We start from the raw sequence: 26,845 nt of genomic DNA, 5'->3' as shown, positions 1-26,845 counted from the left end.
CCATGTCCACAGCCCTCACCGAGCGCCCGTCCGCCGCGGCCCCGCGCGCCGGCGACGCTCCCAGGCGCCGTACGCGCGTCTTCGCGCTGGCCGAGGCCCGCTGGGCCGCCGCCGCGACCGTCGCCTTCCTGATCGCCCTGCCGCTCCAGCTGACCGGCGCCCCCGCCTGGGCCTGGGGGCCGCTGTACGCGATCGCCTACGTCACCGGCGGCTGGGAGCCCGGCTGGGCCGGCCTCCAGTCACTGCGCGAGAAGACCCTCGACGTCGACCTGCTGATGATCGTCGCCGCGATCGGTGCGGCCTCGATCGGGCAGGTGATGGACGGCGCGCTGCTGATCGTCATCTTCGCCACCTCGGGCGCGCTGGAGGCGCTGGCCACCGCCCGCACCCAGGACTCGGTGCGCGGCCTGCTCGACCTCGCCCCCGCCACCGCCACCCGCCTGCTGGACGACGGCGGCGAGGAGACCGTCGCCACCGAGGACCTGGTGGTCGGCGACACCCTCCTGATCCGCCCCGGTGAGCGCGTCGGCGCCGACGGCCGCGTCCTGGACGGCGCGAGCGACGTCGACCAGGCCACCATCACCGGCGAGCCGCTGCCGGCCGCCAAGCAGCAGGGCGACGAGGTCTTCGCCGGCACCCTGAACGGCACCGGCGCCCTGCGCGTGCAGGTCGAGCGCGACGCGTCCGACTCGGTGATCGCCCGGATCGTCGCCATGGTCGAGGAGGCCTCGGAGACCAAGGCCCCCACCCAGCTGTTCATCGAGAAGGTCGAGCAGCGCTACTCCCTGGGCATGGTCTTCGCGACCCTCGCCGTCTTCCTCGTCCCGCTGGCCTTCGGGGCCGCCGTGACCGGCTCGCTGCTGCGGGCGATGACCTTCATGATCGTCGCCTCGCCCTGCGCGGTGGTGCTGGCCACCATGCCGCCGCTGCTGTCCGCGATCGCCAACGCCGGCCGCCACGGCGTCCTGGTGAAGTCCGCCGTCGTGATGGAGCGGCTCGGGCAGGTCGACGCGGTCGCGCTGGACAAGACCGGCACCCTCACCGAGGGCACCCCCCGGATCACCGACCTCCGCCCCCTCACCGGCAGCGGCCTGGACGAGGAGGAACTGCTGACCCTGGCGGGCGCCGCCGAGCACCCCAGCGAGCACCCGCTGGCCCGCGCGGTGGTCGACGCCGCCCGCCGGCGCGGCCTCGACCTGCCGGTCGCCGAGGGCTTCGCCTCCACCCCCGGCATCGGGGTGACCGCCACCGTCTCCGGCGCCGTCATCGCGGTCGGCGCCCCCGCCCGGCTCCTCGACGGCGCCGCCGACGCGCCCTCCACCGAGGCGGAGGCCACCGCCGCGGCCGTCGCCGAAGAGCTGGAGCGCGACGGACGCACCGCCGTCCTGGTCGGGCGCGACGGCGTCCCGGTCGGCGTGCTCGGCATCGCCGACCGCCTGCGCCCCGACGCCGCCGCCACCGTCACCGCCCTGGCCGCCCTGACCGGCGCCGCTCCGGTGCTGGTGACCGGCGACAACCCGCGCGCCGCCGCCCGCCTCGCCGCCGAGGTCGGCATCACCGACGTCCGCGCCGGGCTGCTCCCCCAGGACAAGGTCGCCGCCGTCCAGGAGCAGGAGCGGGCCGGGCGCAAGGTGCTGGTGATCGGCGACGGCGTCAACGACGCCCCCGCCCTCGCCGCCGCCCACACCGGCATCGCCATGGGCCGGGCGGGCTCCGACCTCGCGCTGGAGACCGCCGACGCGGTCGTCGTCCGCGACGAACTCGCCACCGTCCCCACGGTGATCGCGCTGTCCCGGGCGGCCCGGCGGCTGGTGGTCCAGAACCTGGTGATCGCCTCGGTGTTCATCTCCGGCCTGGTCGTCTGGGACCTGGTCGCCACCCTGCCCCTGCCGCTCGGTGTCCTCGGCCACGAGGGCTCGACCGTCATCGTGGGCCTCAACGGCCTGCGGCTGCTGCGCGAGAGCGCGTGGCAGCGCGCGGGCGCCACCGGGGCGCGGCCGGTTCAGGAGGCGGCGCGGTCCCGGCGCAGCAGGTAGACGGCGGAGGCGGCGGCGAGCAGGGCCATGCAGGCGGTGAAGACCAGGCCGGCGTGCGCCAGGCCGATCGGTCCGGTGAGCAGGCCGATGCCGATGACCGGGATCGAGATGCCGAAGTAAGCGACCACGAAGAGCGCCGACAGGACGCCGCCGCGGTGCTCGGCGGGAGCCGCGGCGGCGATCTCGCCGACCGCACCGCGCAGGCCCATGCCCTGGCCGGCGCCGCCCACCAGGGCGCTGAGCACCATCAGCGGAAGGGCCGTCCAGGCGAGGGAGCCGGCCAGCAGCGCCAGCCCGGCGATGAGCACCAGGCAGCCGATCGGGATCGCCCGTGCGGCGCCCAGCCGGGGCACCAGGAACTGGCCGAGGGTGGAGGCGAAGAAGGCCGTGGAGACGATCAGGCCGACGACGGCCGGGCTGTGGACGTCCAGCCGCTGGGCGAGGAAGGCGGGGCTGACCGAGGTGAAGACGCCCAGCAGGGAGAAGCCCGCGAACGCGGCGATCCCGGCCGGGACGAACACCCCGCGGACCTCCGGCGGCAGGGACGGCCGGCGCGGCCGGGCGGTGCGCAGCGGGCGGGCGCCGGTGACGGTCTCCGGCAGGAGCCAGGTGACCGCGAAGGAGGCGGCGAGCAGCACCAGGTGCACGGCGAACGGCAGGATCAGGGGGTAGCGGGTGTACTCGGCGAGCAGTCCCGACAGCAACGGTCCGCAGCCCAGGCCGCCGATGTTGGCGGCGGTCGCGACGAAGCCCGCGCGGGCCTGGCGTCCGGGTGGGGCGAGCTCCAGCACGTACGCGGTGGCGGTGCCGGTGAACAGGCCTGCGGACAGGCCGGACAGCAGGCGGCCCAGCCACAGCAGCGGCAGGCCGCCTTCGGCCAGGAAGGCGACGGCGCTGCACGCCGCGAGCGCCAGTCCGCCGAGCAGGACGGGCCGGCGGCCGACGGAGTCGGAGACGTTGCCGACGAGCAGCAGGACGCCGATGACGCCGAAGGCGTAGACGGCGAACACGACCGTCACCATCAGTTCGGAGAAGCCGATCTCCTCCTGGTACAGCCCGTACAGCGGAGTGGGCAGGGTGGTGCCCGCCATGCAGACGGCGAAGCCGGCGGCCGCCCCGAGGTAGCCCGCCCGGCCCATGAAGGGCCGCGCAGTCTGATGATCGGTCATTCGCCCACAGTAGGGCGGCCGTCGCCGTCGCAGCCACGGCTCGCGGGGCCGAATAGGCCGATCCGCCCAAGAACCGACGCCCGGCCCCGGCCACACCCGACCCGGCCACACCCGACCCGGTCGCACCCACCCCCGGCGTGGTCGGCCATCGGCTACCGGATCGCGCCGCGGTCCGCGGACGGGCCGTGGGTGGTGCCGCCCCCGGCCCGCACCTGCGTCGGGAGCGCTCCCCAGTAGCGCCGGAACGCGGTGCTGAAGTGCCGGGTGTCCGCATAGCCGCAGGAGCGGGCGACGGCCGCGACGGACAGCGGGCGCAGCGCGGGATCGGCCAGGCGCTGCGCGGCGACGTCCAGCCGTCGGCGGGTCAGGTAGGCGATGATCGTGCACCCCGTCTCCTGCTGGAAGAGCCGTGCTGCGTGGCGCTCGCTCAGGTGGACCTGGGTGGCGACGTCCCGCACCCGTACCGGGCGGTCGAAGTTGTCGTCCAGGTAGCGGGTCATCCGCGCGGCGGCCGCCGCCGCGCGCCCGCCCGGCACGGGCGTCGGGCGCGGGGCGGCGGGCAGGCCGGCGACGACGCGGGCGCAGGTGAGGACCAGTGCGGGGCCGAGGGCGGCCAGCAGGTCGGGGCTGGCCGGCCCCGGAGCCGCGGCCTCTTCGGCGAGTGTCGCCAACAGCCGGGGCAGCGGGGTTCCGTCGGCCGGGACGACCTGGCGCGGGCCGGCCGCGAGGGCGTCGAGCAGGGCGGCGGTCTCCGGGGAGCCGGGCCCGGCGGCCCCGCGCGGACCGCGTTCGGGGACCATCGTCCAGGACCAGAAGACGATGCCGAGCGGGTCCCGGGCGTCGGTGGTGATCTCGTGGACCTCGCCGGGGCGGGCCAGGAACAGTTCGCCGGCTCCGACCGGGTGCTCCAGCGCGCCGAGCCGGAACGTCCCGCGCCCGGCGTAGGCGTAGCAGAACTCGAAGTAGGAGTGGCTGTGCCAGTAGTTGCGCCATGGCTCGGGCGGGTAGAACCCCCAGTCCACGAACTCGACCCGTCGTCCGGCGAGGGTGGTGCCCAGCCGCACGGAGTTGAGCAGGGGCAGGGCGGCGCCCGCCCGGGCCAGTTCGGTCATCTCGGCTCGCCCGCCCCGTCCGTCCTGCGCGCGGTGGGGTCGACGCCCCGCAACATCATGCCCTGACCGAGGGACCAGGTGTGATCGTCCGTGGTGGGCCGGTCCGCAGGGTCCCGGAACTGTACCAGCCAGGTGGTGCGGGCCTGGTCGGAGGTGTTCAGCCCCGAACCGTGCACGGTGAGGTAGCCGAAGAACAGGACGTCGCCGGCCTCCGCCGGGCACGGCCGGGCGTCCTGGAGCCGCCAGGTGTCGGGCGGCAGGTGCCAGCTGCCGTCCTCGACGTGCGGCAGCGGGCCCTGTCGGTGGCTGCCGGGGACGGCCCTGATGCAGCCCTTCTCCTCCGGGGCGTCGTCGAAGTGGAAGACCGCGGCCGCGACGGTGTGCCGGGCGTGCGGGAAGAACGGGTGGTCCTGGTGCAGCGGGAAGGGGGAGCCGGTCTCCGGAGGCTTGATGAACATCTTCGTGTGGTGCAACTGGAGGTTGGGCCCGCCGAGCAGTGCGGCCGCGACGTCCGTGAACCTGGGGTCGACCAGCAGCCGGGCGAAGGCCGCCGAGTGGAACTGCGCGTCGTGGGCGTGCTTGAGGGCCGTGCGTCCGGCGGACGCACCCGCGACGGTGCGCGCGCTGGCCCAGGTCGGGTCGGCGTCGGAGTCGAGGCGGGCGGCCAGGGCGTGGCACTCCTCCCGCATCGCCGCCGCCTCCTGTCGGCTGATCAGGTTCTTGACGAGGAGGAAGCCGTTCTCGTGGTAGGCGGCGAGGTCGTCGGGGCTGAGGGGTTCGTTCATGGCCTCGACCGTAGGCGCGGGGACCGGGCCGGACCGAGGGGCGATACGGACGGCCCGGTGGGTTATCCGGACATCGGCCCGCGCGTTCACGTCCCTCCCGCCGGGCCGCAACCGAGCAGGTGGCGGCGTTCCCGAGGCGGGGAGCGCCCCCGCCCCGATGTCCGGGCACCGTCGCCTCGATGTCCGAGCACCCCCAACTGGCGCGCGGTGCGGCCGAATCCGCACGTGTCCGCCCTCTTGTCAAAGGTTAGTGATGTTTCCTAACTTAATGTCATGTCCGAGACCACACGGCACTCCCGGCGCGACCTCCTGCGAGTGAGCGCGGCGGGCGGTGCCGCCTTCGCCGCGGGCAGCCTCCTGCTGCCCGGCGCCGCCCAGGCCGCCCCCCGCCCGACCGCCCTCGACACCCCGACCCTCCCCGCACCCCGCAGCGACCGGACCGCCGGGTCCGCGCTGCGCCCCTTCGGCCGGCACCTGGCCTTCGGGGCCGATCCCTCCCAACAGGTCGTCGTCTCCTGGCAGGTGCCGGGCGCGGTGACCGCCCCCTTCGTCCGGATCGGCCTCCAGCCCGGCGACTTCGGCTCCCCGATCGCCGCCGAGGTCCGCACCCTGGTCAGCAAGCTGTCCTGGCAGCACCCGGTCGAGGACCAGCCCCTGGTCAAGCCCACCACCGTCACCCAGTACTACCTGCACGCGCAGGTGGACCAGCTGATCCCGGACACCACGTACTACTACGTCGTCGGCCACCAGGGCTACGACCCCGCGGGGCAGCGCGCCCAGCTCGGCGACGTGGCGAGCTTCCGCACCGCGCCCGCCCCCGGACGCGGCGCCGGGTTCACCTTCACCGCCTTCGGCGACCAGGGCATCGGGTACAACGCAGCCGCCACCGCCAACCTGATCGCCGGCCTCGACCCCGCCTTCCACCTCCACATGGGCGACCTCTCGTACGCCAACAGCGGCGGCAGCGGCAAGACCAGCGACCCCTACGACGCCCGCCTGTGGGACTCCTTCTTCGTGCAGAACGACCCCGTCGCCTCCCGGACCCCGTGGATGATGGCGATCGGCAACCACGAGATGGAGGCCTGGTACGGGGCCGACGGCTACGGGGGCGTCCGCGCCCGGTTCACGATGCCCGACAACGCCTGGGCCCAGTCCACCGGCATCTACTCCTGGCGCTGCCAGAACGTCGGCCTGATCAGCCTCGACGGCAACGACATCTGCTACAACACCGCGGCCAACCTGAACTACACCAAGGGCAAGCAGAAGAAGTGGCTGGAGAGCAGGCTCGCCGCGCTCCGCGCCGACACCACTATCGACTTCGTCGTCGTCTACCTGCACCAGTGCACGTACTCCACCTGCCACGACAACGGAGCCGAACTCGGCGCGCAGCAGGACTGGGCCCCGCTGTTCGACAAGTACCAGGTGGACCTGGTGCTCAGCGGCCACAACCACGTCTACGAGCGGACCGACCCCATCCGCTCCGGCAAGCCCACCCGCAAGGTCGCCTCCGGAGACACCGTCAATCCCCTGAAGGACGGCACCACGTACGTCGTCGCGGGCGGCGGTGGCGGCGGGGTCTACTCCTTCCCCGTCGCCGACACCTACCTCGGGCACGAGACGAAGAACGACTCCCCCGTCCCGATGGTGGTCGCCGATCCGACCGGCCACAACCAGACCGTCAAGGTCACCTGGTCCAGGGTCCGTTACACCGGTTACTGCCTGGTGGCGGTCGACGTGACGCCCGCCGCCGCCGGCAAGCCGGCCCGCATGGCGGTGCGCTCGATCACCGAGGACGGCACCGCTGTGGACCAGTTCACCGTGCAACGCGGCTGACCCTGCCCGCACCTGCGCCCGGACGGTCTGCTCCCCGCCGGCCGGGCCGGGCGCGGCGGCGGGCCGGCGGGGTGGGCGTCAGCGGTCCGTGGTGACGGTGAAGCCCTCCGGGGCGCGCAGGTCGACGGCTCCGGTGTGGTCGGTGGACACCTCGATCGGCAGGCCGGCCACCGTCAGGCCGGTGAACGTCAGCGACTCGTAGCCGGCCGGGAGTTGGGCCCGCACCCGGAGCCGCCGGTTGGGGGCGTCGGCCTCCAGGCCGAGCAGTGCCTGCACCACCTGGACGGAGGCGGCGGCGGCCCAGGCCTGCGGGCGGCAGGAGGCCGGGTAGGGGACGGGGCGGGCGACCTCGGCGCGCGGGTGGCCGCCGAAGAGTTCGGGCAGGCGGTGGTCGAAGGCCGCCGCCGCCCGGACCAGGCCCGCGGCCAGCGGCGCGGCGGCGTCGTGCAGCCCCGCGCGGGCGAGGCCGTGGACGGCGATGGCGCTGTCGTGCGGCCAGACCGAACCGGTGTGGTAGCCGAGCGGGTTGAAGCCGGCCGCACCCGCGTCCAGGGTGCGCAGCCCGAAGCCGCTGTCCATGCCGGGGGCGGTGAGCCGGCCGGCCACCAGGGCGCTCTCCTGCGGGTCGAGCAGGCCGGTGCCGAGCAGGTGGCCCATGTTGGAGGCGATCGAGTCGACCTTGCGCTTGCCTCCGTCGAGGGCGACCACCGGGTACGGGCCGTGCGCGTCCTCGGTCCAGAACCGGTCGCGGAAGCGCAGCCGCAGCTCCTCCGCCCACTGCCGCCAGCGGTCGGCGCCGGGCCGGCCGAAGGCCTCCAGCAGGGCGGCGGAGGCGACGGCGGCCTCGTAGGCGTAGGCCTGGACCTCGCTGAGCGCGATGGGGGCGTCGGCGATCCGGCCGTCGCGGAAGCGGATGCTGTCGGAGGAGTCCTTCCAGCCCTGGTTGGAGAGCCCCTTGCCGGAGCTGTCGACGTACTCCAGGAAGCCGTCGCCGTCCGCGTCGGCGTGGTCGGCCAGCCAGCCGAGGGCGGCCTCGGCGTGCGGCAGCAGGTCCTCGACCTGGTCCTCGGGCATGCCCCAGCGCCAGGCGTCGTGCAGCAGGGTGAGCCACAGCGGGGTGGCGTCGGCCGTGCCGAAGTAGCAGGGCGGCAGGTGGGAGCCGTTGTCGAGGTGCTGCTCGTCGCGGCGGACCTCGTGGAGGATCTTGCCGGGCTGCTCCTCGGTGGCCGGGTCGAGGGCGCGGCCCTGGCGGCGGGCCAGGGTGCGCAGCGTGCCGGCGGCGAGTTCGGTGCCGAGCGGGAGCATCATCCGGGCCGCCCACAGGGAGTCGCGGCCGAACAGGGTGAGGAACCAGGGGGCCCCGGCGCCGAGGAAGTGGTCGGCGGGCTCCAGCGGGTCGGTGAGCAGGAGGCCGCGCAGGTCGTGGTGGGAGCGGGCGATCCAGTGCGCGAGGTGGTGGTCGCGGCCGGTGATCCCGGGGGTGCGCCACGGGGCGGCGTCGGCGGCCGGGGCGGGGAAGAGGTCGCCGTCGCGGTGCTCGGCGGTGCACTCCAGGACGGCCTGCCAGCTCTGGCCGGGGGCGAGTTCGAGGTCGAAGCCCAGGGTACCGGTGTCGGCGGCGAGGCGGTCGGGCGCCGGCTCGACGGTGAGGGCGGCGCTGAGCGGGCCCTCGCTCCAGCGCAGGCCGTTCGGGCTGGCGGTGGGCGTGAGGGCCTGGGTGGTGCGGCCGGCCTTGACGGAGTCCATCGCGGCGAAGTCGCTCTCCGCGCGCAGGTCCAGGCGCAGGCGGGCGGTGAGGTCGCCCGCGTTGCGGACGGTGTACCGCTCGACGAGGCGGCCGGGGTGCAGCTCCCGGCGGCGTTCCAGGGTGACGGCCGGGTCGGGGGTGAGTTCGGCGATGCCGCGCAGCACGGTGACGAAGGTGGTGCGCCCGTCCTCGCCGTGCGCGGTGGCGACGGGGGCGTTGGGGATCCCGGCGACGCCGGCCTCCAGGCGGGAGAGGATCCGCCGGTCCCCGTGGTAGAAGCCGTCCGCGCCTTCGCCGATCCGCCCGTCCGGGCGCGAGGCACAGAAGCTCGGGGCGGCCACGGAGAGCTGGGCGTCGTGCAGGAACGGCTGCAGGGCGATCGCTGACATGGTCTCTTCATCCTCGTTTTGGGGCTTGACAGTTGCTTCCACTCGGGCGCAACCTTTCTGCCATTGGAGCGTTCCAAGACATTAACCCCCCTGGTGGGGAAGATGGAACCCCGTATTGGAACGCTCCAAGATCTTGTCAATGAAGACAGAACCTAGGATCGCCGTCATGCATGCACACTCATCGCCCCGGCCCAGGACAGGGTCCGCCGCGACCCTGGAAATGGTCGCCGCCCGGGCCGGCGTGGGCCGTCAGACGGTGTCCAACGCGATCAACTCGCCCGAGCTGCTGCGCCCGCAGACGCTGGAGCGGGTCCAGCGCGCGATCGACGAGCTCGGCTACCGCCCGCACCGGGCCGCGCAGGCCCTCAAGACCAGGGCCAGCCGGCTGATCGGCTACGGCATCCGCTCCAGCAGCACCGGCGTCCCGACCCCGGTCCTGGACCAGTTCCTGCACTCGCTCTCCGAGGCCGCCGACCAGGCCGGCTACCGGGTGGTGCTGTTCGCCGTCGCCCCCGGGGACGACGAACTCACCAGCTACCAGCAGCTGCTCGACGAGCACGGCGCGGACGGCTTCGTACTCAGCGGCACCGACCGCGGCGACCGCCGCCAGGGCTGGCTGCACGAACGCGGCGTCCCCTACGTCGCCTTCGGCCGCACCTGGTCCGGCCGGGACGTCGGCGACTGGGTCGACGTCGACGGCTCCGCCGGGACCTCGGCCGCCGTCCGGCACCTGGCCGGGCTCGGCCACCGCAAGATCGGCTTCCTCGGCTGGCCGAAGGGCTCCGGCGTCGGCGACGACCGCGCCCTCGGCTGGCAGAGCGCGATGCGCGAACTGGGCCTGCCCGCCCGGGGCCGCCGGGCCGAGAGCCCGGACGACCAGGCGAGCGCCACCGAGGCCGCCGAACGGCTGCTCGCGACCGGCGCGACCGCGGTCGTGACCGCCAGCGACACCCTGGCGCTCGGCTGGTACCAGGCGCTGCGCCGCGACGGCCGCGCCCCCGGCCCGGACGCGGCCGTCATCGGCTTCGACGACTCGCCGGTCGCCCCCCTGCTGTTCCCGTCGCTGTCCAGCCTCGCCCAACCGCTCGACGCGGTCGGCCGCGAGTGCATGCGACTGCTGCTGGAACGCCTCGGCGACCGCCACCGGCCGACCGAACACGTGCTCCTGGAACCGGAGCTGGTCCTGCGCGAAAGCGTCTGACCGCCACTCCCCCGAACCATCTCCGCCCACTCCCCCCACCCACCCTCGCAAGGAGATCCCGCATGGCCACCTCCCGCACCCTCGCCGCGGCAGCCGTCTGCACGGCCGTCGCCCTCGGCGCCGTCACCGGCTGCTCCTCCTCCGGCGGCTTCGGCGACTCACCGGCCAAGCAGTCCTCCGGCGGCAACCAGAGCCTGACGGTGCTGATCGCCACCTCCGGCGAGTCCGAGACGGCCGCGGTCAAGGCCGCCACGGCCGACTGGGCCAAGAAGACCGGCAACACCGTCACCGTGCAGATCGCCAGCGACATCAACCAGCAGCTCGGCCAGGCCTTCGCCGGCGGCAACCCGCCGGACCTCTTCTACGTCAACTCCGACCAGTTCGCGAACTACGCCAAGGGCGGCTCGCTGTACGCCTACGGCGACCAGATCCCGGACGCCGCGGACTTCTCCGAGCCGCTGCGCAAGGCCTTCAGCTACGACGGCAAGCTCACCTGCCTGCCCAAGGACACCTCCACCCTGGGCCTGGCGATCAACACCACGCTGTGGCAGCAGGCCGGCCTGACCGAGGCCGACTACCCGACCAGCTGGCAGCAGCTCTCCGACGACGCCGCCAAGCTCACCAAGGACGGCGTGACCGGCCTGGTGACCGCCCCCGACTACCAGCGGCTCGGCGCCCTGCTGAAGGAGGCCGGCGGCTGGATCACCAACCCCGAGCAGACCGCGATGACCGCCGACAGCCCGGCCAACAAGCAGGCGCTGGAGTACGTGCAGTCGATGATGAAGGCCGGCTCGGCCAAGTACGTCGCCGAGGTGGACGCCGGCTGGGGCGGCGAGGCGCTCGGCAAGGGCAAGGCCGCGATGACCATCGAGGGCAACTGGCTCAAGGGCGCGATGGCCAAGGACTACCCGAACGTCCAGTATAAGGTGCTCCCGCTGCCCGCCGGCCCGGCCGGCCCCGGCACCCTCGCCTTCAGCAACTGCTGGGGCATCGCCGCCAAGAGCCAGCACCAGGCGGCCGGGGTCGACCTGGTCAAGCACCTCGCCTCCGCCGACCAGCAGCTGGAGTTCGCCCAGGCCTTCGGCGTGATGCCCTCGCGCACCAGCGCGCTGAGCGCCTACGCCCAGAAGTACCCCGAGTCCAAGGCCTGGGTCGACGGCGTCGCCAACGCCCAGGCGCCGGTCACCATCGCCGGGTTCACCAAGGTGCTCACCCAGTTCAACACCGACCTCCAGTCGCTGAAGACGGGCGACCCGGCGGCCATCCTGGCCACCCTCCAGCGCAACGGCGAGCAGGCCATCAAGAATGCCAAGTAACAGCTCCACCGGCACGATACGCCGGCGCAGCCTGCGCGAGGGAGCATGGGGCTGGCTGTTCGCCGGCCCCATGGTCCTGGTCCTCGGCCTCTTCATGGTCCTGCCGATCGGGATGGCCCTGTGGGTCAGCCTGCTGCACTGGGACGGCCAGTCCAACCCGTTCAGCGGCAGCGCGGACTTCATCGGCCTGGACAACTACCGCCGGCTGTTCGCCGAGGACGGCCTGGACCGCACGCTGTTCGCCACCTCGATGCGCAACACGCTGTACTACGTCCTGCTGACAGTGCCGCTGCAGACGGTGCTGGCGCTGGTGCTCGCCGTCATGGTCAACCAGCGGATGCTGCGCGGCCGGGGCGCCCTGCGCACGGTGTTCTACTTCCCGTCCGTCACCAGCTCGATCGCGATCTCGACGGTCTTCCTGTTCCTCTTCCAGGGCAGCGGCGCCGTCAACCGGATGCTGGGCTGGCTCGGGGTCAAGGGGCCGAACTGGTTCGCCGACCCGCGCGGGGTGATCTGGCTGGTGCTCGGCTGGTTCGGCCTGGACCAGCCCGCTCCGGGCACGGGCGGCCCGCTCGGGCTGTCCTGGTCGGAGTGGTTCGCCGGGCCCTCGGTCGCGATGTGCACGTTGATCCTGATGGCGGTGTGGACCACCTCCGGCACCTTCATGCTGATCTTCCTCGCCGCCCTCCAGGACATCCCGCGCGAACTGGAGGAGGCCGCCGCGCTCGACGGCGTCAACCGCCGCCAGCTGCTGCGCCACGTCACCCTGCCCGCCCTGCGACCCGTCCTGTTCCTGGTGCTGACCCTCGGCCTGATCTCCACCTGGCAGGTCTTCGACCAGGTGTACGTGATGGGCAAGGGCGCGCCCGGCAACACCACCCTCACCCCCGCCTACCTGTCCTACTCGGCCGGCTTCGACAACGCCGACTTCGGGCAGGGCGCCGCCATCGCGTTCGTCCTGCTCGGCCTGATCCTGCTGCTCACCGCCGTCCAGCGGTGGGTCCTGCGGGAGCGGGACGGCAAGCCCCGCCGCAGCCTGAAGGGAGCCCGTCGTGCGGCACGCTGACCGCAAGCCCGCCGTGGACAAGCCGGTCCTCGGGCGCTTCCCCCGGCCGGTGCGGATCCTCGGGTACACCGTCCTGCTCGGCTTCGCGCTGCTCTACCTGCTGCCGTTCCTGCTGCAGCTGGCGAACAGCTTCAAGACCGACCCGGACGCGGCCGCCCACCCGATGTCGGTACTGCCCGACGGCGGCACCCTGGCCTCCTACCGGCGGCTGTTCGGCCTGGCGGAGGGCGTGGAGAACATCCCGTTCCTGCGCTGGCTGGGCAACAGCGTGCTGGTGACCGTCCTGGTGACGGCCGGCCGGGTGCTGTTCGACTCGATGGCGGGCTACGCGCTGGCCCGGATCAGGTTCCCGGGCCGCCGGCTGCTGTTCGCCTTCGTGCTGGCCGTGATGGCGGTGCCGGGCGTGGTGCTGCTGATCCCGAAGTTCCTGGTGCTGAAGAGCTTCGGCATGTTCGACAGCTACAGCGGCATGATCCTGCCGCTGCTGGTCGACGCCGCCGGGATCTTCATCATGAAGCAGTTCTTCGAGTCGGTGCCGCGCGAGATCGAGGAGGCGGCGCGGATCGACGGCGCCGGGACGTTCCGGATCTTCTGGTCCGTCGTCCTGCCGATGTCCCGACCCTCGCTGATCACGCTCACCGTGCTCTCCTTCCAGGGCTCCTGGAACGAGTTCACGCACTTCCTGGTCTCCACCCAGTCCAGCGACCACGACACCCTGACCACCGGCCTGGCGCACTTCGTCGCCGGCGGCCTCGGCTCCGGGACGCAGTACCCGCTCAAGCTGGCGGCAGCGCTGGTCTCCACCCTCCCGGTGGCGATCCTGTTCTTCCTCTTCCAGCGCCACTTCGTGCGCGGCGCCAACTCCGGCTCGCTCAAGGAGTAGTCCCCGCACCGCCCTGCCCCACTCCCCCCGCTCATCGAACCCGCTCATCGAACCCGTTCAACGAACCACCCTGGAGAACGCCCGTGCCCGCCCGTATCGAGGACTACGCGCTGATCGGCGACATGCAGACCGCCGCCCTGGTCGGCAGGGACGGCGCAGTCGACTGGCTGTGCCTGCCCCGCTTCGACTCCCCGGCCGTCTTCGCCGGCCTGCTGGGCACGGACGAGCACGGCTTCTGGCGGATCGCCCCCGGTGACGCCCCGCCCGCCCACCGGCGGCGTTACCGGGGCGACTCGCTGATCCTGGAACAGGAGTGGGACACCGCCGACGGCACCGTCCGGGTGATCGACTTCATGCCGCCGCGCGGCACCGCGGCCCCGCAGCTGATCCGCATCGTCGAGGGCGTCGCCGGCACCGTCCGGATGCGCTCGGCGCTGCGGATGCGCTTCTCGTACGGGCGCATCGTGCCCTGGGTGCACCGGGTCGAGCAGGCCGGCGGGGGCCACCGCACAGTCGCCGTGGCCGGGCCCGACTCGGTGTGGCTGGACGGCGAGTCCGAGACCTACGGCCGCGACCTCACCACCTACGCCGACTTCACCGTCACCGCCGGCGAGCGGATCGCCTTCGCGCTGACCTGGCAGGCCTCCCACCTCGGCGCACCCGACCGGCCGGACGCCGAGCAGGCACTCGCCGCCACCGAGGAGTTCTGGCGCGACTGGGCCGCCCAGTGCACCTACCAGGGCCCCTACCGCGAGGCCGTGATCCGCTCCCTGATCACCCTCAAGGGCCTCACCTACGCCCCCACCGGCGGCATCGTCGCCGCCCCCACCACCTCGCTGCCCGAGGACATCGGCGGCGTCCGCAACTGGGACTACCGCTACACCTGGCTGCGCGACGCCACCATCACGCTCTCCTCGCTGCTGCGCACCGGCTACCGCGACGAGGCCAAGGCCTGGCGCGAGTGGCTGCTGCGCGCCGTCGCCGGCGACCCGGAGAACCTCCAGATCATGTACGGCATCGCCGGCGAACGGGAGCTGGTGGAGACCGAACTGGACTGGCTGCCCGGCTACGAGGACTCGCGCCCCGTCCGGATCGGCAACGGCGCCGCCGGCCAGCTCCAGCTGGACGTCTACGGCGAGGTCGTCGAGGCCCTGCACCTCGCCCAGCACACCGGTCTGGCCCGCAACGACCACGCCCACCTGCTGCAACTGCGGCTGATCTCCTGGCTGGAGGAGCACTGGCAGGAGCCGGACGAGGGCATCTGGGAGGTCCGCGGCCCGCGCCGGCACTTCGTCCACTCCAAGGTGATGGCCTGGGTCGCCGTCGACCGGACGGTCCAACTGCTGGAGCAGACCGCCTGCGAGGGCCCGCTGGAGCGCTGGCGCGCCCTGCGCGACACCATCCACGAGGACGTCTGCACCCACGGCTACGACCCGGACCGCAACACCTTCACCCAGTCCTACGGCTCGCAGGAGCTGGACGCCTCCCTGCTGCTCATCCCCCAGGTCGGCTTCCTGCCGCCGGACGACAAGCGCGTCATCGGCACCGTCGAGGCGATCCAGCGCGAACTGTCCACCGAGGACGGCTTCGTGCTGCGCTACCCCACCAGCGGCGGGGTGGACGGCCTGCCGGGCGACGAAGGAGCGTTCCTGGCCTGCTCGTTCTGGCTGGCCGACGCCCTGGCGATGATCGGCCGGACCGACGAAGCGCACGAGCTGTTCGACAAGCTGCTGTCCATCCGCAACGACCTCGGCCTCCTGGCGGAGGAATGGGATCCGCGACTCAAGCGCCAGGTCGGCAACTTCCCACAGGCCTTCAGCCATGTGCCATTGATCGACACCGCGCTGCGCCTCGGCCGCGGCTGAGGCCCCGGAATAATCGTCCACCCTCTTGTTGATGATGTGATCAAATGTGTAAGCACTGTGGCGCTTGACGCCACTGGGGAGGGATCGGCCTGACCACGTGGTCAGGCCCCGCTCCACAGGAGACGCACCATCAACACCGCCATTCGTCGGGCCGCACGCGGAACCGTTCCCGTCGCCGTCACCGCATCCGTGCTCGCCGCCGGCCTGGCCGCCTGCGGCACCGTCCAGCAGCTTTCGGCCGCTCAGAAGGTGTCCAAGGCCTTCACCAAGGTCGGCGACGGCACCGCCGCCGGCCTCACGTTCTCCGCGGACGCCACCCCGAGCAGATCACCGCCTTCGGCGCGGCCACCGGCGACAAGATCGACCAGAAGAGCGCCGACGCCCTGTCCGGGCTGAGCTTCTCCGTCGCGGTGGCCGCCGACAAGCCCCTGAAGGACCTCGACTCCTTCAAGAACGCACAAGGCTCCGGCGCCGAGAAGGACCTGACGCTCGACAAGTCGGTACGCGTCTCCTACGTGCTCTCCGACCGGAAGGGCACCGCACTGCTGGAGTACCGCCAGGTCGACGCCAAGGCGTTCCTGCGGGCCGACGCCAAGGGCCTGGTGAAGCTGGTCGGCGAGGACCCGTCGCAGGTCGACGCCATCGGCGACAACCTGCCCGCCGACCTGAAGCCGGTCAAGGACGTGCTGGCCGGCAAGTGGGTCTCCTTCGACCTCCAGCAGCTCGCCGACGAGACCAAGAAGTCCGACGGTGCCAAGGCCTCCCCGAGCGGAAAGCCCTCGCTGGACCCCGAGGCCGCCAAGCAGCTGACCAACTCCCTCAAGGACGTCCTGTCCCACACCGTCACCTTCGAGGACAAGGGCAAGAAGGACGGCGCCGAGCACATCTGGATGAGCGCCCCGGGCCGCCAGCTGGCCGACGAACTACTGAAGGCCGTCAAGCCGCTGGCCACCAAGTTCCCCGAGCAGTTCGGGAAGCTCCCCACCTCCGTCCCGAGCACCGTACGCGAGGACAAGGTCGGCGCCGACCTCTACCTGAAGGACGGCAAGCTCTCCGCCGCCACCTTCGACCTCGCCCAGCTGGAGCCGAAGGCCGGACCGGGCGTCAACTTCCCGGTGAAGCTCGCCTTCAACCAGAACGCCCCGACCGTCCAGGCTCCCGCCGACGCCGTCAAGCTGACCAGCGACGACATCACGAGCGCGGCGCTCTCCCTCTTCACCTCCGGTGCCTCCGCCGGGGGCAAGGGCGGCCCCGCCCCGACCACCCCGGAGCTCACCCCCGGCAAGCCCCTGACCCCCGCCCAGGCCGAGGAGCTGAAGACCCTCGGCCTGCCGCTGGCCCAGCAGGAGATCTTCAGCAAGCTCGGCATGAGCTACGAGGACATGAAGAGCCTCGCCCAGGAGGGCTGACCCCCGCCCCTCCGCCACGGCGCCCCGGCCGGCCGCGACAGCGGCGGGCCGGGCGCCGCTGTTCGACGTCACAGCCGGTGCCCCGGCCGCCCGGATCACCGACGCGCGAGATGGACGGTGAGGTCGGCCGCGACCTCGACCGTCTCGGGCAGCACCCGAGCGATCGCGTCGAAGGCCTGCCGCCGCCTCGGCGGCGGCAGTTGGAGGTACGCCGAGATGGTCGACAGGTGGCCGAGGTAGTCCGGGGCGCTCACGGTCAGGCGCCGCCGGATGACGGACTGCCGGACGTCACGGAACAGCCGGGACCGCTCCAACTCCGTTCCTGGCCACTGTAGTTCGTCCTCGGGGGCGGTCCCGTCCGGGGACGGGACGTCGTCGCTCTCCAGGAACGGCGCCCGGGCCGCCCGCACGGCCTCCTCGACGGCCGGGTCGGCCGGCTGGAACGGACCGCCGAAGTTGGCGAACACGCCCTCCGGCTCCAGCAGTTCGGCCACCCGCGACCACCGGCCCTCCGGGCGCGTCCAGTGCAGGGCCGCCGCCGCGTAGACCAGCCCGTACGTCCCGCCCGGCCGCAGGTCCTCGAACGCGGCCCGGACGGTCCGCACGTTGGGGGGTGCCGTCCTGCGCAGTTCGGCGAGCATCGCCGCGTCGGGCTCCGTCGCCGTGACGTCGACCCCGTGCCCGGCGAACAGCCGGGTCGCCTTTCCGGTGCCCGCACCGATCTCCAGGGCGGTCCGCACCGGCCGGCCCGCGTACGCCGCCACCACGTCGAAGAGTTCGTCGGGATACCCCGGCCGGAAGCGTTCGTAGGCTTCCGCGATCGCGCCGAAGCTCAGTGCACGGGCAGACATGCCGAGCATCCTGACACGACCGCGGCGGGCCGTGCCCCGGGTTTCCCGCCGCCGCACCACGCCCGGCGGAGTGGTGCGGGTCCGGAATCAGCCGGTTGTCGGTAATGAACGATTGTGTTCCCTATACCCCGGGGATACTGCCGGTGTCATTCGACGGACCCGCCCCCTCACCGTCATTCGCTCCCGAGTCATTGGGGGACCTGCCATGGTCACCTCGCGCGCCCTGGCCCCGGCGCCGCCCGCACCCGCGCGACGCGGCCAGCACCCGGGGACAGCCCTCACCGTCATCGCGGCCACCCAGCTCATGGTGGTCCTCGACGTCACGATCGTGAACATCGCCCTGCCGCACATCCAGCAGGCGCTGAGGTTCAACACCACCGACCTGTCCTGGGTCGTCAACGCCTACACCCTCGCCTTCGGCGGCCTCCTGCTGCTGGGCGGGCGGATGGGCGACATCCTCGGACGCCGGCGCGTGTTCGTCGCCGGGGTCCTGATCTTCAGCCTCGCCTCACTGCTCGGCGGCGTCGCGCAGTCCTCCGGCTGGCTGCTGGCCGCGCGCGCACTCCAGGGCCTGGGCGCGGCGATCGCCTCGCCGACCGCGCTCGCCCTGATCGCGACCAACTTCCCGGAGGGCCCGGCCCGCAACCGCGCCTTCGGCGTGTACTCGGCCGTCGCCGGGGCGGGTGGCGCCGTCGGCCTGCTCGCCGGCGGGATCCTGACCTCCTGGCTGTCCTGGCGGTGGGTGCTGTTCGTCAACGTGCCGATCGGCATCGCGATCGCGCTGCTGGCGCCGCTCTACATCAACGAGTCCGAACGGCACCCCGGACGCTTCGACCTGACCGGCGCGTTCGCCGCCACCGCGGGCATGGTCTCGCTGGTCTTCGGCTTCATCCGGGCCTCCGACCACGGCTGGACCGACCCCGTGACGCTCACCTCGTTCGGCCTCGCCGCGCTGCTGCTGGCGGCCTTCCTGTTCCACGAACGGCGGGCGCCGCAGCCGATCACCCCGCTGCGCCTGTTCCGCGACCGCAACCGCTCCGGCGCCTACGGGCTGCTGCTCTGCGTGGCCGCGACCATGTTCAGCATCTTCTTCTTCATGACCCTGTTCGTGCAGGACGTCCTCGGGTTCAGCCCGCTGCGGGCCGGCCTCGCCTTCCTGCCGATCAGCGCCGCGAGCGTCGCCGCCGCCCAGTTCGCCGCCCGCACCCAGCTGCGGTACGGGCGCAGACCGTTCCTGGTGGTGGGCTCGTTGCTGGTGGCGGGCGGGACGTTCTGGTCCACCCGGCTCGACGCCCACAGCGGCTACCTGACCGGGGTCCTCGGCCCGACCCTGCTGTTCGGCCTCGGGATGGGCTCGATCTTCGTCCCGGCCACGCTGACGGTGGTCTCCCGGGTCGCCCCGCACGAGACCGGCGCGGCCACCGGCATGCTCAACACCACCCAGCAGGTGGGCGGCTCGCTGGGCCTGTCGATCCTGGTCACGGTCTACGGCGCGGCCGGCCGCAACGAGGCCGGCCGACAGGTCGGCACGTTCCTGCGGCAGGCCACCCCGCAGCAGGCGGCCCAGTTCCGGGCCAGCGGAAAGCTGCCGGCGCCGTACTCCTCCGAGGTGCTGGCGCACGGCATCTCCAGGGCGTTCGACATGGGCCTGGCCTTCGCCGTGCTCGCGGCGCTGATCGCCCTGTTCGTCATCAGGACCGACCGGGAGGCGCCGCCCGTCAGCCCTTCGGGGGAGGGCACTTGACAGGGCGTCCGGACATCGCCGACAGTCCATCTTGCAATGGTTTTCATCTTCGATAACCAGACTCCGCGAAAGAGGACACCCATGTCGCTCGACGTCTCCCCCGCCCTCCTCGCCCAGGCCGAGCACGGCCGGGTCAACCAGGCCGACTTCCTCGACACCGTCCGCGCCTCCCTCCCCTACGCCTACCAGGTCGTCGCCGGGCTCAGCACCGAACTCGGCGCCACCGAGGACGAGTTCACCACCGACAACACCACGCCCAGCGACGAGGAGCGCGCCCAGCTGCTGCGCGCGCTCGCCAGCAACGCCATCCGCGGCAGCCTGGAGGACCACTTCGGCGTCAAGCTCGCCTTCGTCAACTGCCACCGCGTCGGCGCCTTCCGCCCCGGCACCGAGAACGGCGACGCCTACCGCGAGTTCACCTCGCTGCACAACCAGATCCGCAACCAGAGCCCGGAGCTGCGCAGCTGCTGACCCCTCCCGGACGCGCGGCGGGCCCCGTCGGGGGAGGGGGCCCGCCGCGCCCGTACCGGGTGCGTGTGGAAACGGGATTGCGCCGTGTTGCGCGCCGATGTCCTATCCGGCACCGATCTTGTGGGGACGCGAACCGCCTGCGTACGTTCGACGGGCACCACCCGCCCGGCCCTCCCGGGGCCGCCTCACACCACCCGGAGCCACCCACCATGCCGCCGACCCCACGACCGCTGCGGAAACTCGGCTTCCTGACCATCGGACTGTTCGACGAAGCCGACCCACGCCGGGGCCACGAGTCCACCCTCGACCTCATCACCCTCGGCGAGCAGCTCGGCTTCGACAGCGCCTGGCTGCGCCACCGCCACCTCCAGTACGGGATCTCCTCCCCCGTCGCCGTCCTCGCCGCCGCCTCCCAGCGCACCAGCCGCATCCACCTCGGCACCGCCGTCACCCCGCTCGGCTGGGAGAACCCGCTGCGCCTCGCCGAGGACCTCGCCACCGTCGACCTCCTCTCCGGCGGCCGTCTCAACGCCGGGTTCAGCGTCGGCCCGCCCACCCACTACGACCGGGTCCGCGGCGCGCTCTACCCCGACACCGGCGAGCACGAGGACTTCGGGACCGGCCGCGCCGAGCGCCTCCTCGGCCTCGTCCGCGGCGAACCCGCCTCCGACTTCGCCGGCACCGAGGGCATCGAGGTGTACTCCCGCCGGGTCCAGCCGCACTCCCCCGGCCTCGCCTCCCGGCTCTGGTACGGCGCCGGCAGCCTGCGCTCCGCCCGCTGGGCCGGCGAACACGGGCTCAACCTGCTCACCAGCAGCATCGTCAAGGCCGGGGAGCCCGGGGAGTCCGAGGACTTCGCCGAGATCCAGCGCACCCAGATCCGCGCCTTCCGCGCCCAGCACCCCGACGGCGAGCGCGCCCGCGTCTCCCAGGGCCTCGTCGTCATCCCCACCGACGGCGCCACCCCCGAACAGCGCGCCAAGTACCAGGCGTACGCCCTCGCCCGCGCCCCGCGCACCCTCGCCCCGCAGGGCCCGGCCCGGATGGTGTTCGCGCCCGACCTGGTCGGCCCGTCCGCGGAGATCGCCGAGCGGCTGCACGCCCACGCCGGCTACCAGGAGGTCGACGAGGTCGCCTTCGCCCTGCCCTTCACCTTCGACCACCAGGACTACGTGCAGATCCTCACCGACCTCGCCACCCGCCTCGGCCCCGCCCTCGGCTGGCAGCCCTCGACCGGGCGCGGCTGACCCGGCGTCCGGCTGCGCCCCGCTGCGCGCGACCCGGCGACCCGGCGACCCGGCGACCGCAGTGGGGCACAGCGGGGGCACGGCGGCTCAGGGCCGGTCGGGGCCGCGGGTGGGCAGCGTCTGGCTGTAGACGACGCTCGTGGTCGTGCTGCCGAAGCCGGCCAGCTCGTCCACGAGCGTCTCCAGGTGCTCCATGGAGGTCGCGGCGACCTTGAGGGTGTAGCAGTCGTCGCCGGTGGTGCGCAGGCACTCCAGGAGCTCCCGGCGCTCGGCGAGCAGCCGGCGCAGCGGCTCGTGGCGGTTGCCCGGGTACTTCAGCCGGACGACGGCGAGCACGGGGTAGCCGACCTTGGCCAGGTCGACCGCGGCGTGGTAGCCGGTGATGACGCCCAGCGCCTCCAGGTTCCGCACCCGTTCCGTGGTGGCGGACGAGCTGAGGTTCACCCGCCGCCCCAACTCGCTGAGGGAGATCCGGGCCTCCTGTTGCAGCTGTCCGATGATCTGCCAGTCGACGTCGTCAAGATTCATGGCCATACCGCGATTCTACCGGCAGAACCACGGCGTGGATGGGCCATCGCCGGGAGGATTCGGTTCCGCTGGCCATGATCACCGGGATAGCCTCGGTCCATGCAACTTGGCGTCAACGTACCGAACTTCGGGCCCGGAACCGATCCCGGCGTGCTGCGTGAATGGGCGCGGACCACGGAGGGGCTCGGCTTCGACCTCCTCATGGTGTCGGACCACGTGGCCGTCACCCCGGACGTGGCCGTGCGGTACCCGGAGCCGTTCTACGAGCCGTTCACCACGCTGTCCTGGCTGGCCGGCCTCACCAGCACGCTGCGGCTGGGCACGAGCGTGCTCATCCTGCCCTACCGGCATCCGCTGCTGCTGGCCCGGATGGCCACCGACCTCAGCCTGCTCAGCGACGGCCGGTTCGTCCTCGGGGTGGGGGTCGGCTGGGCGCGGCAGGAGTTCGACGCGCTCGGCGTGCCGTTCGCCGCGCGCGGCCGGCTGACCGACGAGTACCTGGGCGTCCTGCGGGACGCATGGCGTCCGGAGACCGGGGGCCACGGCGCCCCGACGCCCGTCTGGGTCGGCGGCCACAGCGCGGCGGCGATCCGGCGCGCGGTCGGGTACGGCGACGCCTGGCACCCGCTGCGGCTCCCCCTGCCCCTGATGCGCTCGATCCTGGCGGAGCACGCGCTGCCGGGGTTCTCGCCCCGCATCGCCCTGCGGATGACCGAGGCGCCGGTCGACGACCCCGAACGGCCCGCCGGGGTCGGCAGCATCGAGCAGATCCTCGACGACCTCGACCAGCTGCGGCTGCTCGGCGCGGACACCGTCGTCCTCGACCCCTACCACGGCGATCCGGAGGAGACCCGCCGGCCCCACGCGGCCTGGCAGGTGCTCACCACCGTGGCCACCCACTGGAGGAACCGATCGTGATCACCGTGGCCGACGAAGCCCTCCTGCGGCACGCCATCGCCATCGCGGCCCGGGCGGTCGCCCTGGGCGACGCGCCGTACGGCTCCCTGCTGGCCGGCCCGGACGGCGCGATCCTCGCCGAGGCCCACAACACGGTGCGGCGCGACGACGACATCACCGCCCACCCGGAGCTGAAGCTCGCCCGCTGGGCGGCCCGCGAACTCGACCCGGACGCCGCCGCCCGCACCACCCTCTACACCAGCTGCCAGCCCTGCGGCATGTGCGCCGGCGGCATCGTCCGCTCCGGCCTCGGCCGGGTGGTCTACGCCCTCTCCACCGAGCAGCTCGTCGAGCTCAACCCGCAGTCGGGCGCCTGGCCGACGGTGGCCCAGGACGGCCCGGCCCTGTTCGACGAGGCCCGGACGCCCCTCGACGCCTACGACCTGCCGGGCCGATGACGACGACGCGCCAGGCGGGCACTGGCCAGATGACTAAGCGCTTGCTTAGACTCGGGCGTCCAGTGCAGGCCCGCGCGCGCCCCCAGGAGACGTCATGACCGCGACCAACCGTCAGATCCGCCTCGCCCGTCGGCCGGTCGGGGAGGTGCGGGCGGAGGACTGGACGCACGGGTCGGAGCCGGTGGGGGCGGCCGGGCCCGGGGAGTTCGTGGGGCGGACGCGGTACGTGTCGCTGGACCCGGCGATGCGCGGGTGGCTGGACGACCGGCCGTCCTACCTGCCGCCGGTCGGGCTGGGCGAGGTGATGCGGGCCGGGTCCGTGGTGGAGGTCGTCGAGTCCAACCACCCGACGTTCCGGGTCGGCGACCACCTGGTCGGGAGCTTCGGCGTCCAGGAGTACGTGGTCTCGGACGGCAAGGGCGCGCTGAAGGTCGACCCCGCGCTCGCGCCGCCATCGACCTACCTCGGCGCGCTCGGCATGCCCGGGCTGACCGCCTACTTCGGGCTGCTGGACGTCGGGGCGCTCAAGGAGGGCGAGACCGTGGTGGTCTCCGGCGCCGCCGGGGCCGTCGGCAGCATGGTCGGGCAGATCGCCAAGATCAAGGGCTGCCGGGTGGTCGGCATCGCGGGCGGCCCCGAGAAGTGCGCGCTGCTCACCGGGGAACTGGAGTTCGACGCGGCGATCGACTACCGCTCCGAGGACGTCCGCAAGGCGCTCCGCGACCACGCGCCCGACGGCATCGACGTGTACTTCGACAACGTCGGCGGCGACGTCCTGGACGCCGCGCTCACCCGGCTCGCGATGCACGCCCGGGTGGTGATCTGCGGGGCGATCAGCCAGTACAACGCCGAGACCGCCGTGCAGGGCCCGTCCAACTACCTGTCACTGCTGGTGCGGCGGGCCCGGATGGAGGGCTTCGTGGTGTTCGACTACGCGCGCCGCTACCCGGAGGCGGCCCGGGAGCTCGCGGGCTGGATCGCGGACGGCCGGATCAAGGTCAAGGAGCACGTGGTGGAGGGGACGGTGGACGACTTCCCGGAGGTCCTCGGGATGCTGTTCCGCGGGGAGAACACCGGCAAGCTGGTGCTGCGGCTGGCCTGAGCCGGGCCCTTCGTGGCGACGGGGCGGCTGACCTGAGCCGGGCCCGGTAGCAGCCGCCCGGGGGCGGGGCCTGCTCGCGGCCCGCTCACCTCCAACCCCCGCCCCGGGCCCCGGTACTGACCACGTGTCCCGCCGGACCGCCCGGAACCCGGCCTCTCACTTGTCTCTCCGCGAACCGTTCTTCCGCCGTACATCTGGCCGTCGCCCTCCGCGCACGGTAGGGATCGGGTGGCGTTGCTAGAACCGCAGCGCCCGAACTTTCTTGTCCGTGCTCAGACCGCCGGGCCACCGGCCCGCGCGGCCGTCAGGAGGAAGCTCATGCGGAGTACCCAGCGAGTCCGGCGCAGAGCGATGGCGGGGGCGTCCGCCGCAGCCGTGGTGGGGGCGCTGCTGGCGCTGCCCGGCGGCGTCGCCCAGGCGGCGTCACCCGATGTGGTGATCAGCCAGGTGTACGGCGGGGGCGGCAACTCCGGTGCCCCGTACGCCAACGACTTCATCGAGCTGTACAACCGCGGCACCGCGCCGGTCTCCGTCACCGGCTGGACGGTGCAGTACGCCTCGGCGGCCGGCACGGCCTGGTCGCGGACCACGCTGTCCGGCACGATCGCGCCGGGGCGCTTCCTCCTGGTGCAGGAGGCCGCCGGGGCCGGGACCGGCGCGGCGCTGCCCGCACCGGACGCCACCGGGACCCTCAACCTGGCCGCGACCTCCGGCAAGGTCGCGCTGGTCACCAACGGCACGGCACTGACCTGCGGTTCGGGCTGCGCGACGCAGCCCGGGGTGAAGGACCTGGTCGGCTACGGGTCGAGCGCCAGCTCCGCCGAGGGCTCGCCGACCGGCAACCTGTCCAACGCCACCGCCGCCCTGCGCGTCGGCGGCGGCGCCACCGACACCGACAACAACGCGGCGGACTTCACCATCGGCGCCCCGACGCCGCGCAACTCCGCGTCCACCGGCGGCGGCACCACCACCGGCGCCCGAATACACGACATCCAGGGCGCGGCCCGCACCTCCCCGCTCGCCGGCAGCGCGGTGGGCGCGGTGCCCGGCGTGGTCACCGCCGTCGGGCCCAACGGCTTCTGGTACCAGGACCCGCAGCCCGACAACGACCCCGGCACCAGTGAGGGCGTCTACGTCTACACCGCCAGCGCGCCCACCGTCGCGGTCGGCGACTCGGTCACGGTGAGCGCCACCGTCAGCCAGTACCGCCCGGGCGGCAGCGGCGGCACCACCAACCTGTCGATCACCGAACTCACCGCGCCCAGCGTCACGGTGCTCGCCCACAACGCGCCGCTGCCCGCGCCCACCCTGGTCGGCCCCGGCGGGCGGGTGCCCCCGGCAGCGGTGATCTCCAGCGCCACCGGCGGGGACGTCGAGACCGCCGGGAACTACCAACCCGCCACCGACGGCCTCGACTTCTGGGCCTCGCTGGAGGGCATGCGGGTCGAGATCGACAACGCGGCCGTGGTCGGCCCCAGCAACAAGTACGGCGAACTCCCCGTCGTGCCCCCGGGCAGCACCACCCGCACCAACCGGGGCGGCATCCTGCTCCAAGCGGGCGACGGCAACCCGGAGCGGGTGACCCTGGCGAACGCGCTCGCGCCCACCCCCGCCGCCAACGTCGGCGACACCCTGACCGGCGCGACCGTCGGCGTGCTCGACTACTCCTTCGGAAACTTCAAGCTCCAGGTCACCGCGACCCCGACGGTCGCCTCCGGCGGCCTCGCCCCCGAGGTCACCGCCGCCCCGACGGCCGGCCAGCTCGCCGCCGCCACCTTCAACGTGGAGAACCTCTCCCCCGCCGACCCGCAGAGCAAGTTCGACGGCCTCGCGGCGGGCATCGTCACCAACCTGCGCTCGCCCGACCTCGTCGCCCTGGAGGAGATCCAGGACAACAGCGGCCCCACCGACGACGGCACCACCGCCCCCGACCAGACCCTCGCCAAGCTCACCGCCGCCATCGCGGCGGCCGGCGGCCCGGCCTACTCCTACCGCCAGCTCGACCCGGTGGACGGCCAGGACGGCGGCCAGCCCGGCGGCAACATCCGCCAGGTGTTCCTGTTCCGCACCGACCGCGGCCTGAGCTTCACCGACCGCCCCGGCGCCGGCTCCACCACCGCCGACTCGGTGGTCAACAGCGGCGGCACGCCCCAACTCGCCTACTCCCCCGGCCGGATCGACCCGACCAACACGGCGTTCAACGCCAGCCGCAAGCCGCTCGCCGGCGAATTCCGCTGGAACGGCAAGCCCGTCTTCGTGATCGCCAACCACTTCAACTCCAAGGGCGGCGACCAGCCCCTGTTCGGCCGCTACCAGCCGCCCGCGCACCCGTCCGAGGTCCAGCGCCACAACCAGGCGACGGCGGTGAAGAACTTCACCGACCAGATCCTGGCGGTGGACCCGAACGCGGCGGTCATCGTGCTCGGCGACCTCAACGACTTCGAGTTCTCGCAGACCGCCGACATCCTCACCGCCGGCGGCTCGCTGACCGACCTGCCGCGCACCCTGCCGCTGCCCGAGCGCTACACCTACGTGTACGAGGGCAACTCCCAGGTGCTGGACCACATCCTCATCTCCGGCGCGCTGGCGGCGAAGCCGTACAGCTACGACATCGTGCACATCAACAGCGAGTTCAGCACCCAGCTGAGCGACCACGACCCGCAGGTCGTGCGGATCCCGCTGCCCTGACGCACGGCACCGGCCCGGTGCCGGTGTGACACCGGCGCGGTGCCGGCC

At 73.0% G+C, this 26,845-nt stretch carries 21 protein-coding genes; 15 read left to right on the top strand and 6 right to left on the bottom strand.

Going from position 1 to position 26,845, the window contains the following annotated elements; genetic code table 11:
• The first annotated feature begins 2 nt into the window (after positions 1–2).
• Positions 3–2,036, top strand: coding sequence for a heavy metal translocating P-type ATPase (locus ACIPLC_RS19020; protein ID WP_400474154.1), 2,034 nt, complete (start codon positions 3–5; stop codon positions 2,034–2,036).
• On the opposite strand, the gene ACIPLC_RS19015 is transcribed toward ACIPLC_RS19020, so the two are convergent.
• The 3 genes from ACIPLC_RS19015 to ACIPLC_RS19005 all read right to left on the bottom strand — a co-directional run bounded on the left by ACIPLC_RS19015 (position 2,003) and on the right by ACIPLC_RS19005 (position 5,102).
• Positions 2,003–3,205 carry an MFS transporter gene (locus ACIPLC_RS19015; protein WP_400474153.1) on the bottom strand — a complete coding sequence of 401 codons (1,203 nt, stop codon included), beginning with the start codon at positions 3,203–3,205 and terminating at the stop codon, positions 2,003–2,005. The genes ACIPLC_RS19020 and ACIPLC_RS19015 overlap by 34 nt on opposite strands.
• 152 nt (positions 3,206–3,357) lie before the next feature.
• On the bottom strand, positions 3,358–4,317 hold the full coding sequence (locus tag ACIPLC_RS19010) for an AraC family transcriptional regulator (RefSeq protein ID WP_400474152.1): 960 nt from the start codon (positions 4,315–4,317) through the stop codon (positions 3,358–3,360).
• Entirely contained in the window at positions 4,314–5,102 is a 789-nt protein-coding gene (locus ACIPLC_RS19005; protein WP_400474151.1) for a phytanoyl-CoA dioxygenase family protein, read from the bottom strand. The genes ACIPLC_RS19010 and ACIPLC_RS19005 overlap by 4 nt, the downstream gene beginning before the upstream one ends.
• Before the next feature lie 273 nt (positions 5,103–5,375).
• On the opposite strand from ACIPLC_RS19005, the gene ACIPLC_RS19000 reads away from it, so the two are divergent.
• Complete coding sequence (locus ACIPLC_RS19000) at positions 5,376–6,935, top strand: purple acid phosphatase family protein (protein WP_400474150.1); 1,560 nt, start codon at positions 5,376–5,378, stop codon at positions 6,933–6,935.
• A gap of 78 nt (positions 6,936–7,013) precedes the next feature.
• Here ACIPLC_RS19000 and ACIPLC_RS18995 read toward each other — a convergent pair whose 3' ends face one another.
• Entirely contained in the window at positions 7,014–9,071 is a 2,058-nt protein-coding gene (locus tag ACIPLC_RS18995) for a glycogen debranching N-terminal domain-containing protein (protein WP_400474149.1), read from the bottom strand.
• Between the two features lie 166 nt (positions 9,072–9,237).
• Here ACIPLC_RS18995 and ACIPLC_RS18990 point away from each other — a divergent pair, with 166 nt between their 5' ends.
• The 6 genes from ACIPLC_RS18990 (at position 9,238) to ACIPLC_RS18965 (ending at position 16,811) form a co-directional block, all read left to right on the top strand.
• Positions 9,238–10,272, top strand: a complete 1,035-nt coding sequence (locus ACIPLC_RS18990) for a LacI family DNA-binding transcriptional regulator (protein ID WP_400474148.1) — start codon at positions 9,238–9,240, stop codon at positions 10,270–10,272.
• A 62-nt stretch (positions 10,273–10,334) separates the two neighbouring features.
• Positions 10,335–11,588, top strand: coding sequence for an extracellular solute-binding protein (locus ACIPLC_RS18985; RefSeq protein ID WP_363589225.1), 1,254 nt, complete (start codon positions 10,335–10,337; stop codon positions 11,586–11,588).
• Positions 11,578–12,654, top strand: coding sequence for a carbohydrate ABC transporter permease (locus ACIPLC_RS18980; RefSeq protein WP_400474147.1), 1,077 nt, complete (start codon positions 11,578–11,580; stop codon positions 12,652–12,654). The genes ACIPLC_RS18985 and ACIPLC_RS18980 overlap by 11 nt, the downstream gene beginning before the upstream one ends.
• Positions 12,641–13,537: a carbohydrate ABC transporter permease gene (locus ACIPLC_RS18975; protein WP_400474146.1), complete on the top strand. Its 897-nt coding sequence runs from the start codon at positions 12,641–12,643 to the stop codon at positions 13,535–13,537. Before ACIPLC_RS18980 ends, ACIPLC_RS18975 begins: the two co-directional genes overlap by 14 nt.
• Positions 13,538–13,620: 83 nt before the next feature.
• On the top strand, positions 13,621–15,402 hold the full coding sequence (locus ACIPLC_RS18970) for a glycoside hydrolase family 15 protein (RefSeq protein ID WP_400474145.1): 1,782 nt from the start codon (positions 13,621–13,623) through the stop codon (positions 15,400–15,402).
• 410 nt (positions 15,403–15,812) lie between these two features.
• Positions 15,813–16,811 (top strand): hypothetical protein, encoded by a 999-nt coding sequence (locus ACIPLC_RS18965; RefSeq protein ID WP_400474144.1) that lies wholly within the window; start codon positions 15,813–15,815, stop codon positions 16,809–16,811.
• Between the two features lie 95 nt (positions 16,812–16,906).
• Here ACIPLC_RS18965 and ACIPLC_RS18960 read toward each other — a convergent pair whose 3' ends face one another.
• On the bottom strand, positions 16,907–17,662 hold the full coding sequence (locus ACIPLC_RS18960; RefSeq protein WP_400474143.1) for a class I SAM-dependent methyltransferase: 756 nt from the start codon (positions 17,660–17,662) through the stop codon (positions 16,907–16,909).
• A gap of 205 nt (positions 17,663–17,867) precedes the next feature.
• On the opposite strand from ACIPLC_RS18960, the gene ACIPLC_RS18955 reads away from it, so the two are divergent.
• The 3 genes from ACIPLC_RS18955 to ACIPLC_RS18945 all read left to right on the top strand — a co-directional run bounded on the left by ACIPLC_RS18955 (position 17,868) and on the right by ACIPLC_RS18945 (position 21,124).
• Positions 17,868–19,406, top strand: coding sequence for an MFS transporter (locus ACIPLC_RS18955; protein WP_400474142.1), 1,539 nt, complete (start codon positions 17,868–17,870; stop codon positions 19,404–19,406).
• Positions 19,407–19,487: 81 nt separating this feature from the next.
• Positions 19,488–19,877 carry an SCO5389 family protein gene (locus ACIPLC_RS18950; RefSeq protein WP_400474141.1) on the top strand — a complete coding sequence of 130 codons (390 nt, stop codon included), beginning with the start codon at positions 19,488–19,490 and terminating at the stop codon, positions 19,875–19,877.
• Positions 19,878–20,086: 209 nt separating this feature from the next.
• Positions 20,087–21,124 carry an LLM class flavin-dependent oxidoreductase gene (locus ACIPLC_RS18945; protein WP_400474140.1) on the top strand — a complete coding sequence of 346 codons (1,038 nt, stop codon included), beginning with the start codon at positions 20,087–20,089 and terminating at the stop codon, positions 21,122–21,124.
• 87 nt (positions 21,125–21,211) lie between these two features.
• Here ACIPLC_RS18945 and ACIPLC_RS18940 read toward each other — a convergent pair whose 3' ends face one another.
• Entirely contained in the window at positions 21,212–21,658 is a 447-nt protein-coding gene (locus ACIPLC_RS18940) for an Lrp/AsnC family transcriptional regulator (protein ID WP_400474139.1), read from the bottom strand.
• Positions 21,659–21,751: 93 nt separating this feature from the next.
• Here ACIPLC_RS18940 and ACIPLC_RS18935 point away from each other — a divergent pair, with 93 nt between their 5' ends.
• The 4 genes from ACIPLC_RS18935 (at position 21,752) to ACIPLC_RS18920 (ending at position 26,797) form a co-directional block, all read left to right on the top strand.
• Complete coding sequence (locus ACIPLC_RS18935) at positions 21,752–22,570, top strand: LLM class flavin-dependent oxidoreductase (RefSeq protein ID WP_400474138.1); 819 nt, start codon at positions 21,752–21,754, stop codon at positions 22,568–22,570.
• Positions 22,567–23,007, top strand: coding sequence for a nucleoside deaminase (locus ACIPLC_RS18930; protein WP_400474137.1), 441 nt, complete (start codon positions 22,567–22,569; stop codon positions 23,005–23,007). Before ACIPLC_RS18935 ends, ACIPLC_RS18930 begins: the two co-directional genes overlap by 4 nt.
• Positions 23,008–23,101: 94 nt before the next feature.
• Entirely contained in the window at positions 23,102–24,109 is a 1,008-nt protein-coding gene (locus tag ACIPLC_RS18925; protein ID WP_400474136.1) for an NADP-dependent oxidoreductase, read from the top strand.
• Between the two features lie 318 nt (positions 24,110–24,427).
• Positions 24,428–26,797, top strand: coding sequence for a lamin tail domain-containing protein (locus ACIPLC_RS18920; RefSeq protein ID WP_400474135.1), 2,370 nt, complete (start codon positions 24,428–24,430; stop codon positions 26,795–26,797).
• The last annotated feature ends 48 nt before the right edge of the window (positions 26,798–26,845 follow it).

The organism is Kitasatospora sp. NPDC086801, assembly GCF_044745805.1.
In the GTDB taxonomy this organism is placed as follows: domain Bacteria; phylum Actinomycetota; class Actinomycetes; order Streptomycetales; family Streptomycetaceae; genus Kitasatospora.
Note: the sequence above shows the minus strand (reverse complement) of the source record. Positions and strands in the feature narration are given on the sequence as shown.